Source organism: Fictibacillus aquaticus (assembly GCF_002245695.1).
Classification (GTDB): domain Bacteria; phylum Bacillota; class Bacilli; order Bacillales; family Fictibacillaceae; genus Fictibacillus; species Fictibacillus aquaticus.
This window is the reverse complement of record NZ_NOII01000001.1, coordinates 1,264,960-1,278,752: the sequence shown is the minus strand read 5'-3', so window position 1 is coordinate 1,278,752 and position 13,793 is coordinate 1,264,960. Positions and strand designations below refer to the sequence as shown.

11 protein-coding genes and 1 riboswitch are annotated in these 13,793 nt (G+C 44.9%); of the genes, 8 read left to right on the top strand and 3 right to left on the bottom strand.

What is annotated here, in order from left to right:
• Positions 1 to 91: 91 nt before the first annotated feature.
• Entirely contained in the window at positions 92 to 3,073 is a 2,982-nt protein-coding gene (locus CGZ90_RS06655; protein ID WP_094251526.1) for a YhgE/Pip domain-containing protein, read from the bottom strand.
• Positions 3,074 to 3,281: 208 nt separating this feature from the next.
• On the opposite strand from CGZ90_RS06655, the gene CGZ90_RS06650 reads away from it, so the two are divergent.
• From CGZ90_RS06650 to CGZ90_RS06630, 5 genes are all read left to right on the top strand, one after another.
• Entirely contained in the window at positions 3,282 to 4,043 is a 762-nt protein-coding gene (locus tag CGZ90_RS06650; RefSeq protein ID WP_094251525.1) for a GDSL-type esterase/lipase family protein, read from the top strand.
• A 116-nt stretch (positions 4,044 to 4,159) separates the two neighbouring features.
• Entirely contained in the window at positions 4,160 to 4,891 is a 732-nt protein-coding gene (locus tag CGZ90_RS06645; RefSeq protein ID WP_165766791.1) for an STAS domain-containing protein, read from the top strand.
• 138 nt (positions 4,892 to 5,029) lie between these two features.
• Positions 5,030 to 6,406 carry a copper amine oxidase gene (locus CGZ90_RS06640; RefSeq protein ID WP_094251523.1) on the top strand — a complete coding sequence of 459 codons (1,377 nt, stop codon included), beginning with the start codon at positions 5,030 to 5,032 and terminating at the stop codon, positions 6,404 to 6,406.
• A 31-nt stretch (positions 6,407 to 6,437) separates the two neighbouring features.
• A complete protein-coding gene (locus tag CGZ90_RS06635) occupies positions 6,438 to 7,055 on the top strand; it encodes a class F sortase (protein ID WP_240515360.1) in 618 nt (205 codons plus the stop codon).
• A gap of 132 nt (positions 7,056 to 7,187) precedes the next feature.
• Positions 7,188 to 7,835, top strand: a complete 648-nt coding sequence (locus CGZ90_RS06630; protein WP_094251522.1) for a hypothetical protein — start codon at positions 7,188 to 7,190, stop codon at positions 7,833 to 7,835.
• 218 nt (positions 7,836 to 8,053) lie between these two features.
• Here CGZ90_RS06630 and CGZ90_RS06625 read toward each other — a convergent pair whose 3' ends face one another.
• Positions 8,054 to 8,893 carry a TIGR03943 family putative permease subunit gene (locus CGZ90_RS06625; RefSeq protein ID WP_094251521.1) on the bottom strand — a complete coding sequence of 280 codons (840 nt, stop codon included), beginning with the start codon at positions 8,891 to 8,893 and terminating at the stop codon, positions 8,054 to 8,056.
• Between the two features lie 15 nt (positions 8,894 to 8,908).
• Entirely contained in the window at positions 8,909 to 9,781 is an 873-nt protein-coding gene (locus tag CGZ90_RS06620; protein WP_094251520.1) for a permease, read from the bottom strand.
• A gap of 127 nt (positions 9,782 to 9,908) precedes the next feature.
• Here CGZ90_RS06620 and corA point away from each other — a divergent pair, with 127 nt between their 5' ends.
• From corA to CGZ90_RS06605, 3 genes are all read left to right on the top strand, one after another.
• Complete coding sequence (corA, locus tag CGZ90_RS06615; protein WP_094251519.1) at positions 9,909 to 10,859, top strand: magnesium/cobalt transporter CorA; 951 nt, start codon at positions 9,909 to 9,911, stop codon at positions 10,857 to 10,859.
• 74 nt (positions 10,860 to 10,933) lie between these two features.
• Positions 10,934 to 11,377, top strand: a complete 444-nt coding sequence (locus CGZ90_RS06610; protein ID WP_094251518.1) for a general stress protein — start codon at positions 10,934 to 10,936, stop codon at positions 11,375 to 11,377.
• A 268-nt stretch (positions 11,378 to 11,645) separates the two neighbouring features.
• A riboswitch (SAM riboswitch) is annotated at positions 11,646 to 11,756 on the top strand.
• Between the two features lie 214 nt (positions 11,757 to 11,970).
• On the top strand, positions 11,971 to 13,770 hold the full coding sequence (locus CGZ90_RS06605; RefSeq protein WP_094251517.1) for a PLP-dependent aspartate aminotransferase family protein: 1,800 nt from the start codon (positions 11,971 to 11,973) through the stop codon (positions 13,768 to 13,770).
• The last annotated feature ends 23 nt before the right edge of the window (positions 13,771 to 13,793 follow it).

Genomic DNA, 13,793 nt, shown 5'->3' with positions numbered 1-13,793 from the left:
TTAGACGGTTTATGGGGTACGGTACCGCGGGTACCGTACCCCATAAACCCCAAACAAAAAAGGCGACCCGATATCGGGACGCCTTCTCTTACTATTCAGCTTGCAATCTCATATCATCGTTGTGTGCGTTTCTGCTATGAAGAACGATAAATACAGCAAGTGAAAGCAATGTGAAAAGAATCAAGAATCCAAGAAGGACCATCGCGTTGCTCCACAGGTAGCTGTAATCGTTCAGTGTGATCAGTGATCTGAAGCCTGCGTTAGAATATGTAAGCGGCAGGTAGACGCTTAGCGCGCGCAGGTTTTCAGGCAGCATGTCGATCGGCAGGTTTGACCCTGTTGTAGAAAGCTGCATCACAATCAATGCCAATGCTATGAATCTTCCAACGTTGCCAGCGAGTACAACCAAGAAGAGGATGATCGACAGGAACGTTAAGCTGACAAAGATTCCAAACAAGATAAACAAGAAACCGCTTTCAATATTGTAATTTAAGAAAGTAAGCATTGTTACGGTGATTATAACGGCCTGCAGAACAGCAAACAGTCCAAGCTGCATCGCCTTTGCCGCGAACCAGCTGAAGCCATTTGCAGCAACAGCTGCTGGCTTTCTGAAATCTACTACAAACGACATGAGCAGAATGCCCACGAACAGCGCCAATGATAGAATGTAAGGCGCGTTAGAATCACGGTAGAATGGAAGCTTGTTAATCTCTTTGCCTTTTACATCAAGAGGTGAAGAGAACATCGAGATCGTATCATCGCTGACTTTCAGCTGACTCGTCTCTTCAGCTCCGTTTTTCAAGCCGTCAGCAAGCTGCATGCTTCCGTCGTTCAGTTTGCCTGCACCGTCATCTAGCTGAGTCACACCGTCAGTTAAGTCACCCCAGCCTTTGTTCACCGACTGGTTGCCGTCATTGATCTGAATTGCGCCGGAGTGAAGCTGAGTCACACCAGAAGTCATCGTACCCCAGCCAGTGTTAACTGAGCTGTTGCCATCTTCAATCTGTGATGCACCGTCGTTAAGAGCAGTGACACCGTCTGTCATCGTACCCCAGCCCGTTTTAACGGTTGCGGTGCCATCTTTAATTTGAGAAGCTCCATCATTTAGAGCAGTGACACCATCTGTCATCGCTCCCCAGCCCGTTTTAACGGATGCTGTGCCGTCTTTTATTTGAGAAGAGCCATCGTTTAAAGCCGTAACCCCAGCTGTCATGGTGGCCCAGCCCGTTTCAACTGTTGCCGTGCCGTCCTTGATCTGGGAAGCTCCTCCGTTCAGTGCGGTGACTCCAGTTGTCATATCGCTCCAGCCTGTTTCAACAGCAGCGTTCCCGGCTTTAATCTGAGAAGCGCCGTCTTTCAATGATGTTACACCGACTGTCAGTTCGCCCCAGCCTTTTTTGACTGAGTCAGTTCCGCCTGACACGAGAACCGAACCAGCTGCCAAAGCTGCAGCTCCGTCTTTTGCTTCTGTCTGTCCTGCTACAAGAGCATCAAGACCATTTTTCAGTGTGCCTGAACCGGCTGCAGCTCTTGCAGCACCTTCAGAAACTGATATCGCTCCTGCCTTTAACACAGGTGTTTGCTGAGTCATTGAAACAAGACCGTTTGTGACAACTTTGCTTGTCCCAAGAAGAGTCATAAAATCAACATCATTGGCAAGCGCAGGATTTTTTGCAAGCATTGCTTCAAGCCCTGCAGTTACAGCTTGAGAACCGCCTTTTAACTGGCCTGCACTTGCATCTAAGCTAGTTACACCATCAGCAACAGATTTGCTGCCTGGAGCAAGCTGCTGAAGCCCTGTGTTTAATTCATTGCCACCTGCTTGTGCACTTTGCAGTCCAGCAAGGATTTGTGCTGCTCCATTTTTCAATCGATCTGCACCTGCTTGAAGATCTGCAGCCCCAGCAGCTAAAGCGGTGATATCGTTTACTTTTGCTTGAAGAGACTGCAAAAGCAGTGAAGTACCGCCTTCTAGTTCAGCAGAACCTTTTGCTAGTTTGGAAATATCACCAGATTTGGCTTGAAGACCGCTTAACAGCTGCCCTGTTCCGTCATACAGGTCAGAAGAACCTTTTGCCAGACGAGATATGTCACCTGATTTCGCTTTTAAGGAACCTAGCAATTGTCCAGTTCCGTCATGCAGGTCAGCAGATCCTTTAGCCAGCTTTGAGATATCTCCGGACTTTGCTTTTAAAGAACCTAGCAGCTGTCCAGTTCCATCGTTCAAGTCTGAGGAACCTTGCGCTAGGCGAGAGATATCGCCTGATTTAGACTGCAATCCGCTCAAGAGCTGACCGAGACCATTATGCAGATCAGCTGTGCCTTTCGCGAGCTTTGAAATATCTCCTGCTTTTGACTGCAATCCGCTTAACAGCTCTCTGAGACCGTCAGTCAGCTGTGTCGTTCCGTCAGCAAGCTTCGAGATGTCTGAAGATTTAGCGGTAAGCGATTCTAGCATTTTGCTAGTCCCGTCATGCAAGTCGCCTGTTCCAGCAGAGATTTTGTCAGCTCCTTCATACGCGGTCTGAAATCCTGATGAAACTCCGCCAAGGCTGCCAAACAAGTTCTTCGTATATTTTTCCGTGATCTTGTTTGCCAGCTGTTCACGAATTTGTTCTGTCGCTTTTTTCGTGACTTGAGCCGCCATGAAGTTTAAGCCTTCATTTTGCGTGTAGCGCAGTTCAGGCTTTTGCGGATTCTCGTCCATGACCGTTACGGTCTTGGCTGAAAAATCCTCTGGGATTTCAATAACCATATAATATTCCTGGTTATTAAGTCCTTTTTCAGCTTGCTGTGCTGTTACAAAATTCCAGCCCAAGCTTTTGCTTTTCTTTAAATCTGCGACCAAGTCATTTCCGACGTTGATCGGCTCATCGCCTGACATGGCGCCTTTGTCGCTGTTAACAACAGCAACTGGCAGATTGGAAAGATTGTCGTACGGTCCCCAAGTTGGCTTTAGTATGATGAGTGCGTAAACGAGTGGAACGAGAAGGACAGCGATAACAGAGACAATCAATCCCTTTTTCGCTTTTAATTTGGCTAGTTCAGCCATAAACAAACCCCAAGCAGACAAAATGAACCCCCCTTTATTATGTTTTTTCAAGCGAAAAGTCTTGAATATTCTATATATTCCAAAATTAGTAGTAAATTCCTGCAACCTTAGTCACAATACGATAAATTTTGATTACTTTTGTACTTTTTTTATATATAAAGGAGAATCTTGATTAATCGCAGGCTTGCTTGGGTATTGTGGTTAATACTGATAGAAATGGAGGGGCTTTATGAAGAAGACAACAGTGCTAGTAGCAGCAAGTGCAGCCCTGCTGATCGGCGGCATTATTTTTTTTATGGTTAAAGGAAACCTGCCGGCTGTCCTGCAGTCTTATTTCACGTTTGGAAAATCAGAACTGCAAGACAAGGATGAAACGGAATTAACGGCGATTGGCGATTCTCTTGCGTTTGGAGTAGGAGATGAGGATGGCGCTGGGTACATAGGAGACGTAAAGGTGCGGTATGAGAAGGCAACAGGGAAAACACTCGAACTGAAGGATTTCGGAGTGCCGGATGATACGAGCGGCAACATGCTAACGCGCATGAACAGAGGCAATCTGCTGGAGGAAGTAAAAGAGAGTGATATCATTCTCGTCAATATTGGAACGAACGATCTTCTGAAGTCCACAAATGATCTGCAGGACTTAGACGAAACCAAGATTAATCGAGCGAAAGATAAGTTTAACCAAAACATAGAAAAAGCGTTCAGACAGATCGAAAACAACCAGCGAAACGTACCGATCTATATCATCGGTCTTTATAATCCTGTAAAAGATAAAGAGAAAAAAGAAAAGCTTGATAAGATTATTAATGACTGGAACAGTGAGACCCAGAAAATCGCAGAAAAGTATCCGGCTGTAACGTATATATCAACTGCCGACCTGTTTAAAGGGAAGTCGAAGAGAGAGTATTTCTCCGACCAGCTCCATCCTAACAAGAAGGGGTATGCACTTATAGGAGAGCGCGTTTTTATCGTATTGTCCAAAAAGTAAAATGAAACGTTTCCTTTATTATTTAGAGGAAACGTTTTTTTATGGACAATTCATCTTATTTAACAAATAATAACAGTATCTGTAAAATTAAATGTTTGAAAAGGGGAACAAACGAGATGCTCGCTCAGGCACTTGATAGAAATAATAACGGCATTTATATGATCGATGAAAACTACATTACCGTATTCGTAAATAGAAGGTGCGAGGAGATGTTGAAAATGGACCGCAATGAAGCGATTGGGGTCCATATTGATGTATTTCTTTCGCGTATTCCCGGCTATAGGCGCTTTCTCTCTTTATCTATGGAAAAAGGGGAAGAATTGAGCAAGGACCATATCGAATATGTATGGGAAGGGAAGCGCCGTGTTTTCAATGCACAGACTAAATTCCTTTATGAGGACGGGAAACGAATCGGCGGGCTAGTTGAATTTATGGAGGTTACGAATTTTGTAGAGAACGAGGAAAAGCTGGAACAGATTATTGATGACCTTACAGCGAATATCATTCCTGTTATGGATAGTGTTGGTGTGCTTCCTCTTCACCCGGCTTCTGGAAAAGGGAACGTGTCCTTTAATACAGATCAAACCTTGGGAAAATCAGTTGAGCTGGGACTCGAGCACCTGATTATTGATCTCTCTTCCATAAAAGCGGTGAATGATATGCTTGTTAACGAGCTTCGCCATCTGATCAGCACTCTTAAACTAGTAGGAACAAACGTTTATTTAAGCGGTATAAACCCGAAAGTTTCGGCTCAGATTGTCGCGTCTGGCTATGAACTTTCTGTTGGAAACGGAAATACCTATGCGCATTTAAGACAAATTCTGCGTCAGTTAAGTGAAAAAATATAAATTGAAAACCCCGCTGCAGCAGGGTTTTTTTCTTTTATTGACAAAAAACATCACTTTTTTTCTTTTTTTTATGATCCATATCGGACGGACCTCCGTTAGCTATGGTGACTGAGAAAAAAATAAAAGGAGTGTTTTATTATGAACATGAAAAAATCTTTAGTGGCTATCCCATTAAGTCTTTCTTTATTAATCCCGACAGCGGGTGCAGTAAGTGCTCACGGACATGGCGGCAGCCACTCAGGAAATCATGCGGCGGCAGGGTCGCTTGAAGTATCCAACAAAGCAGTAGATCTTCGCGCAGCTCTTGACGCTCTTCTTTCTGAACACGCCTACCTGGCAGTAGTAACAATGCAAAAAGGTATTGACGGCAGCGGTGATTTTGATGCAGCTGCAGGTGCATTGAATCAGAACACAGAAGATTTAAGCAAAGCAGTAGCTTCAGTATACGGTGAAGAAGGCGGAGCTGCTTTTAAAGAAATCTGGAGCAGCCATATCGGTTATTTCGTTGATTATGTAAAAGCGACCGGTGCAAAGGATGAAGAAGGCAAGAAAAAAGCGATGGCTGAGTTGGACAAGTATCGTGTCGAGCAGGCCGCGTTCCTTGATAAAGCAACTGAAAGCCGCTTAAAGGCGAAAGAGCTTGAAGAGGGTTTGAAAGTTCACGTAAATCAGCTCGTCTGGGCATTTGATAACTATGTAGCAGGCGATTTTGAAAAAACGTATGATAGTGTAAGAGAATCCGTTCATCATATGTATGGCGTAGGAAAGGGATTATCTTGGGCGATAACTGATCAGTTTCCGCAAAACTTTGATAATAAATCAGTAGACACTCCGGCAGCTGACTTGCGCGCTGATCTTAATCACCTTTTATCTGAGCATGCGGCACTTGCGATCCTCGCGATGCAAAAAGGTGCTGATGGTGCGAAGGATTTTGATGCAGCAGCCGGTGCGCTTAGTGAAAATACAGACGATCTGTCAGCAGCGATCGCTTCCGTTTATGGTGAAGAAGGCGGAGCGGCATTTAAGGAAATCTGGAGCTCTCACATCGGCTATTTTGTGGATTATGTAAAAGCAGCAGGAGCAAATGATGAAGAAGGCAAAAAGAAAGCAATCGCTGAACTGGACGAGTACCGCGTTGAGCAGGCGAAATTCTTAGAAACAGCAACAGAAGGCAGATTAAAAGCAGCTGATCTTGAAGCAGGGCTGAAGATGCATGTGGATGAACTGCTCAAGGCGTTCGACAGCTATGTAGCAAAAGATTATGCGACAACATATCCAACGGTGCGAGAAGCGTATGCTCATATGTTTGAAGTTGGTAAAGGCTTGTCCACCGCGATTGTTGATCAACACCCAGACAAATTTGCCGGTCAGATGCCTGGTGATATGCCGAAAACAGGTATGGGCGGCATGAGCGAGCAAAACAGCAGCAAAGAAATCGTCATGGGATCAATCATAGCGCTTGCGCTTGCAGGGCTGCTGTCTGCGCTGATTATCCGACGTAAGTCAATGAACTAATACTGAGGTTTAAATCAGGGTGGTGGAGAAAGTGAAGAAAAGTATGATTGCGGCGGCCGCATTTCTGCTGCTGGCAGGATGTACGGCTGATGGAAATAAACCGGAAGAACGGAAAGAAAGTGTTCAAAAAGTAGAATCTGGCGAGGCGGCCGCATCATCTCCGACCGCCTTAACGCCGCCAGATCAGCTGAAAGAAGAGAGTCTTGGCATTCTCCCAGTATCTATTGAAATTCCAGCGATCGGTGTGGATGCGCCGGTGGAGAATGTTGGGGAGCTCGAAAACGGCCAGATGGGTGTACCGGAAAACATCGATGGCGTGGGCTGGTTTGAGCCTGGCACAAAACCGGGTGACCGCGGCAATGCCGTCATGGCTGGACACGTGGACAGCAAAACGGGACCTGCTGTCTTTTATAAGCTGGACAAGCTTAAGCCTGGGGATGAAGTGATTTTAAAGGATAAGTCAGATACGGTTCGGACCTTTGTTGTAACAGGCAAGAAAAGCTTTCCTAGAAAAAAAGCACCTGTTGAAGACATTTTCGGATTTTCGTATCAAAGCAACCTGAATCTGATCACGTGCACAGGTGAATTCAATCGAAAAGCACGCACGCATGAAGAGCGGCTTGTCGTCTATACGGAATTGAAAAAATAAATGAAAACCGTCCATCATGGGCGGTTTTTATATTGGGTTGGGAGTCCGTTTATGTAGCATGAATGGGGAATAGGGTCACCCTTTTATTTCCATATATGCTATATTAGAAAAAGGGGACTAGGGGGTATTCAAATGAAATTAGCTGGCAACAAGAAGAAAATCCTTTTGATTTATGGCGGGTTGATTTTAGCAGCAGCAGTCGTGCTGGGCAGTGTGAAAATGCTCGAGGGCGGTTCACTGCCAAGTTTGCCTTTAATGGAGACAGCAGCACTTAAAAAGAAGGTGGAAGAAAAAGAAGGATCGCCTGTTTCACTGGGAAATCAAAAAGAATTAGATTTTCTGAAAAAATTCAAAACACTTACATATGAAAAAGCAGTTGCCTTTCAAGATGGAGCTGAAGATGACGTTCAAAACATCATCTCTAAACAACATGGTTATTTGAACGATTTGGCCGGCTACGGCGGAGCGGATGTATTTAATGGTGAAGCGGAGTCGTATAGCAGTGAATGGAATGAACTTAAGCATGACATTGAGTGGCTTCGGTCTTCCGGGTTTGCTGCATCAAGAGTTTGGAACGATATGGACCGCGCGAAGGCTTTGGCATTTGTGGCTGTTTATTACGATGACTCCATGTCACTGAGATATTTGCACCGCATTTTTCATGATCTGGACGTTAAGCTGAATGATTATGAAGATAAGGATAATCAATATTGGAATGCGACAGATGCGTTCGGTGACAACAGTGATAATGTTCAAGATCATTTGGATGGAGCTAGATAGGGGAATGTTGCGAAGAAAGCTGGGTGCCTGCTAAGATAGCAGGCTGCCTGGCTTTTTCTTTATAAGCTGGGTTCTGTAAAAAAAGAGCCGGCCTTACAAGTAAGGTCAGCTCAAATTGTCCATCTCAGGTGGAAAAGTTGGAAACATGTCCATTTGGAGTACCGTACCCCCAACACCCCCAACAAAAGAAGCTGTCTGAGAACCTTTTCGTCCGCCAATTATCTGTATACGTATGGGTCGGATGGTTTGGTGGAGGACTTCCAATTGTCGACTTTAACATATGGGATAGTAGCTTTAAATGGCTGGTAATAGATTTCTGAGATCTTGCCGCTTACGGTGATCCATTCGTCGTCTTTTAAGTTCATGTCTTCTGGAAATTCGAGCAGCATCCCAAAAACACCGGAGTCAGCGACACAATGTATGATGCCAAATCGCAAGAGGAAGAGCTGCTTCTTATTCTCCAGTTCCTTGCTGTTAAAGGTGAAGCCTTTCATCTGAACCTGTTTTCCGGTGAATTCGCCCGGAGCGTAGTAAATGAGTTCAAGGCCTTTAAGGTAATCTTTATCTGTTAAGACGATTTTTTCTTTGTTTTCAAAGCCTTTCTTTTCTTTGCCGATAATCTCTGCGTAGCCTTCTTTGCCATAATAAACACTTAAGTCTGGCTTGAGGAATTGATGCTGCCCGTTATCACCTTCATTTTCCACGCCTTTGAACGAAAATCCTTTTGTTTTAACTGTCTGAGAATCAAGCGTTGCGACAGGCAGAAACAGCCCGGTAACAATAGGGATGAGCAGCACGGCATTCACGAGCAAAGAGCGCCAGCCAGGCTTCTTCTCATGTGAGTGGTCGTGGCCGCAGTCCGGGGTGCAGCAGTGATCTTCAGTCTGGTCTTCTTTGCCGTACAGGTAAAACTGAACAAGCATGAGCAAGCCAAGCAAAAAGATAGCGGAAAACGAAATGTAAGAATATTTCATGTTGATGTATTTGCTAATGTCTCCGGTGGCGTGCAGATGCATGAACAAGAATGTATAGCCGAGGAGAATGAAAATTCGTATCATGAGTACACACCGCCTTTAAAAGAATAATGAACCGGTAAAAACAAGTATTGTGACATATATGATGATGCTGATCACGAGGCGTTTCTTGAAAGTTCCGAGCATCATAAGCGTATTTTTCACATCGAGCATCGGTCCATATACAAGGAACGCAACGAGTGATCCAGTCGTAAAGGTCGTCTGGAACGATGAGGCGATGAACGCATCAGCCTCAGAGCAGAGCGACAGAACGAACGCTAGTCCCATCATGACAAGGGAGGAAGCAGCCTCGGTCTGGCCGATTTCAAGCAATGTTGAGGTCTTGATAAACGTCTGCATGGCTGCAGCGACTAGTGCGCCGATCACTAAATATTTTCCTACAGAGAAAAACTCATCCACTGCATGTGTGAGCGTACCGAGAAGCTTTTTTCCGAACGGCGTCTTTTGTGCAAGTGCAGATGATGGTATTGGATGAATCAGCAGCTGTTCGTTTTTATATTGAAAAGAAAGAGCAATGCCCACAAGTGCGGCAACAATTAAAGCAAGACCACCGCGGTAAATCATCATATCCCATTGGTTCCCGAAAGCTACATATGTAGAAAAAAGAACGACAGGATTAATCACAGGGCCAGTCAGCATGAACGCAATGCCGGCATATATCGGAACGCCTTTTGAAACAAGGCGCCTGACAATCGGAACGATGCCGCATTCGCAAGCTGGAAAAAGGGCACCGAGGAAGGTAGCCATGAGTACGGCGAGAAACCGGTTATTGGGAATGATTCGAGCCACCATCTGTTCAGTTACGAACATCTGGATGATGCCAGCTATAAAGACGCCGATTAGTACAAAAGGAAGTGATTCTATTAATATAGAAATAAATACGGTATTCATCTGCAGCAATGTTTTTTCCATTACGGTTGGATGCCTCCAGAAAAACAAGATAGAATAAAGCGATGAAATTAGTATACAGTAAAATGCGTAAATCCATAAATGTGTATAAAGAATAATGTGTATTACAGGGAACGAGGGGAAGGATTCCATGTTAAGAGTTATAGCAAAAAGAGAAAAAGAACTGGTCTTTGACGTTCCGCTTGAGCAGTTAAAAGATCCTGATATAAAGTGGTACTGGGTCGATATTTCAGAGCCGGATGCTGAGGAAGAGAAACTTCTGCTCGAATTCTTTCAATTTCACCCGCTCGCTGTTGAGGACTGTTTAAATGAGCTGCAGCGCCCGAAGCTGGAGTATTACGACGACCATCAATTTTTAGTGGTTCATGCAATCGATGAACAGACAATGAAAACAGACGAAGTGGATATCTTTTTTGGATCTAACTTTGTCGTGTCATTTCATCTAGCAAAGCTGAAGGAACTCGATTTTGTTTGGAATTATGTGGTCAACACAAAAAAAGCGGACCAGATCAATCCGATGCAGATATTATATAAAATTATGGACAAGCTTGTGGATTCTTATTTTCCGATCCTGCACAACATGGAGGATGCGGTCATTGCGCTTGATGATGAACTGGAACTGGAAAAACCGAAGCTTATCAATGAACTGTTTGACATTCGAGCTGAACTTTTGCGCTTAAGAAAAACGATCGTGCCTATGCGGGAACTGCTGTACAGGATGCTTGAATCGAAAAGGATTACGATCAGTGATAAAAGAAAGGCGTATTTTCAGGACATTTATGATCATCTGATAAAACTGGCTGAAACATTGGACTCTATTCGCGAAATGACGTCCGACATAAGAGATAATTACATCTCTTTGAGTTCACACCGGATGAATACAATCATGAAAACACTGACGGTGATCACGACGATATTCATGCCGCTAACTTTTATCGCCGGTATTTATGGCATGAATTTTGCTCATATGCCTGAACTGAATTATCGCTATGGCTATTTTGCCGCCGTTGGATTCATGGTGCTGATCGGTGCCAGCATGTTCTGGTGGTTCAAGCGTAAAGGCTGGTTTGATCAAAAGTAGATGGAACAATTTGTTTAGACCTTACTGGACCGGGTACATAATAAGATAAAGAGGAACCCACAGGAGGGATAATCATGAAAAGGCATATTGTCGGTGCTTATGAGAAGGAATCAGAAGCAGTCAGCGCCATCAATTCATTGACAGAACGAGGATATAACACGAAGCACATCTCGATTGTGGCAAAAGACGATGACACACTCGAAGCGATTGCGGATAAAACGCATGTTAAAGAAGAACGCGTAGTGGAGGACGACTTGGATAACGCCACTTATGGCACGATTGCAGGTTTTCTAACGGGAATTGGCGGAGGAATCGCTGTTCCAGGACTTGGTGTGCCCGGTGTGGGTCCGCTGCTGGCTGCAGGGCCTTTCGCTTCCATGTTCACTCATGACGAGAAAGATTTTAAAGAAGTTCTATTGGAACTTGATCTTTCAGAAGAAGAAGCAGAACGATACACGAATGACTTGATCGACGGCAAGATTATCGTGATGGTCGACGAAACCAGGACAATGTTATAGAATTTATGAAAACACAGGACTAAACCTGTGTTTTTTTCGTTCGTTTCATGATGTCTGCTCAAGATATCCTCGCTTCTGCCATCTTCTAGATCGTTATGTTTTAAACTCGTGGAAAAAATAAATTATATCTCCTTAAACCGCATCAGCATAGTGAATGAGCGGCAAAAATAAAAATAATTTTCAGAAAATGTGTTGACGGATAGAAATGTGATGTCATATAATCCTTCACAAGCAATAAAATACATCTAACACCAAAATTTAATAGCAACTCTTATCCAGAGCGGCGGAGGGAATAGGCCCTATGAAGCCCGGCAACCTTTAAACAGCAAGTTTAAAAAGGTGCTAAATCCTACAGATCAATTGGTCTGGAAGATAAGAGGAGGAATTTACATAACCCTCTTCTTATGAAGAGGGTTTTTTGATGTTCTTCAGCCATCTGTGCCCTCTTCATAATCCTCAGCATGACTTTAGCCAATCCAGCCAAACATTTTTAACTTTTTTTGAAAAACAACCATAAAAGCGGGGTGTATATCTAATTTTTATTCCGAGTTATCCGATTGATTTTATTAAATATTAAAAAGGAGAGATAAGTAATGACAAATTCTTTTGACAGTTATGATATCGATACAGTGCTTTTGCATGGAGGGCAGTCTCCAGATCCGACAACAGGATCACGTGCGGTTCCGATATACCAGACCACTTCTTACGTGTTTCATGATACGGACCACGCACAAAGTCTTTTCGCGCTTGATGAGCCTGGCAACATTTATTCACGTATTGGAAATCCAACGGTAGATGTTTTTGAAAAACGAATTGCACTGCTGGAAGATGGCGTAGCGGCGGTCGCAACGTCATCAGGTATGGCAGCGATCACGCTCGCTATTCTGAACCTAGCTCATGCAGGAGACGAAATCGTAGCAGCGACTAACTTGTATGGCGGCACATACAACCTGTTTTCGACGACACTTCCGAAGTATGGGATCAACGTAAAGTTTGTAGATGCATCTGATCCTGAAAACTTCCGAAAAGCCATCACGCCAAAGACGAAAGCCCTTTTCGGAGAGGTGATCGGTAATCCGAGCCTCCATGTCCTCGATATTGAGTCGGTGGCGGATATCGCTCACGAAAATGGGATCCCGCTAGTCGTGGACAGCACGTTTGCCACGCCGTACCTTTGCAAACCGCTGACGTGGGGAGCGGATATTGTCGTTCATTCTGCTACAAAATGGATCGGAGGCCACGGAACAGCGATCGGCGGAGTCGTTGTGGACGGCGGACGGTTTAACTGGAACAGTGAGAAGTTTCCTGGTTTCACCGAGCCTGACAAAAGCTACAACGGTATCCGGTACGCGACTGATTTTGGAACACTAGCGTTCAGCTCCAAACTTCGTGTCCAGCTGCTTCGAGACTTTGGCGCCTGCTTGAGCCCGCAGAACGCGTTCCTTCTTTTGCAGGGACTTGAAACACTGCACTTGCGCATTGAGAAGCACACGAAGAACGCACTTGAAGTGGCTCAGTATCTTGAAAAGCATCCAGCGGTTGATTGGGTGTCATACCCCGGGCTTTCTACCCATCCTGCGCATGAGCTGGGACAAAAATATTTGCGCAACGGCTTCGGCTCTATCGTAAATTTTGGCATAAAAGGCGGGAGAGAGGCTGGCAAGAAAGTGATCGACAATATTTCGCTCTGGTCACATGTAGCGAATGTCGGCGATGCGAAATCCCTCATCATTCATCCAGCATCCACTACTCACCAACAATTAGCGGGAGAAGAGCTGAAACAGACAGGTGTAACGGAAGAGCTGATCAGACTGTCGATTGGACTCGAGTCGGTGAAGGATTTAGCTAATGACCTTGACCGCGCGATCCAGATCGCCACAGGCAAATCGTTTAACGGCAATGAAAAAACGGAGGTGGCAGTCAACGATGAGGGAGTGATTCGCTGGTCGCTTCAGTCTCCGATCTACCGAGCGACAGAGAACGGGCAGGAAATTCAGCGTCCGAAAACACTTGCTGTCGTAGGTTTAAGCTCGAACCCGGCAAGGCCGAGCAACAGGCTGGCACGTAAAATGCAGCGTCTCGGCTACAAAATCGTACCGGTCAACCCTCGGGAAACGGAGGTGCTCGGAGAAAAGGCATATCCTGATCTTGCTTCTGTACCGTTCCCGCTTGATATCGTACAAATATTCAGAAGTCCTGAAGCGGCGATTGAACTGGCAAAAGAAGCAGCTGTCGTTCAGCCTAAAGTGTTCTGGCTGCAGGAAGGCGTCATTTCCCCTGAAGCAGCAAGAATTGCAAAGGAAGCGGGCATTGATGTTATCCATAACCGCTGCACATATAAAGAAGCACAGCGTCTGCGCGGGTCGATCGTAACCTATGCATGTGAAGTTTAAATAGAGAATAAAGGAGAGAGACC

Excerpts from the sequence above, each read along its gene's own strand:
- CGZ90_RS06650 (WP_094251525.1), top strand. The coding sequence starts at position 3,282 with ATGAAGAAGACAACAGTGCTAGTAGCAGCAAGTGCAGCCCTGCTGATC.
- CGZ90_RS06645 (WP_165766791.1), top strand. The coding sequence starts at position 4,160 with ATGCTCGCTCAGGCACTTGATAGAAATAATAACGGCATTTATATGATC.
- CGZ90_RS06640 (WP_094251523.1), top strand. The coding sequence starts at position 5,030 with ATGAACATGAAAAAATCTTTAGTGGCTATCCCATTAAGTCTTTCTTTA.
- CGZ90_RS06630 (WP_094251522.1), top strand. The coding sequence starts at position 7,188 with ATGAAATTAGCTGGCAACAAGAAGAAAATCCTTTTGATTTATGGCGGG.
- CGZ90_RS06625 (WP_094251521.1), bottom strand. The coding sequence starts at position 8,893 with ATGATACGAATTTTCATTCTCCTCGGCTATACATTCTTGTTCATGCAT.
- CGZ90_RS06620 (WP_094251520.1), bottom strand. The coding sequence starts at position 9,781 with ATGGAAAAAACATTGCTGCAGATGAATACCGTATTTATTTCTATATTA.
- corA (WP_094251519.1), top strand. The coding sequence starts at position 9,909 with ATGTTAAGAGTTATAGCAAAAAGAGAAAAAGAACTGGTCTTTGACGTT.
- CGZ90_RS06610 (WP_094251518.1), top strand. The coding sequence starts at position 10,934 with ATGAAAAGGCATATTGTCGGTGCTTATGAGAAGGAATCAGAAGCAGTC.
- CGZ90_RS06605 (WP_094251517.1), top strand. The coding sequence starts at position 11,971 with ATGACAAATTCTTTTGACAGTTATGATATCGATACAGTGCTTTTGCAT.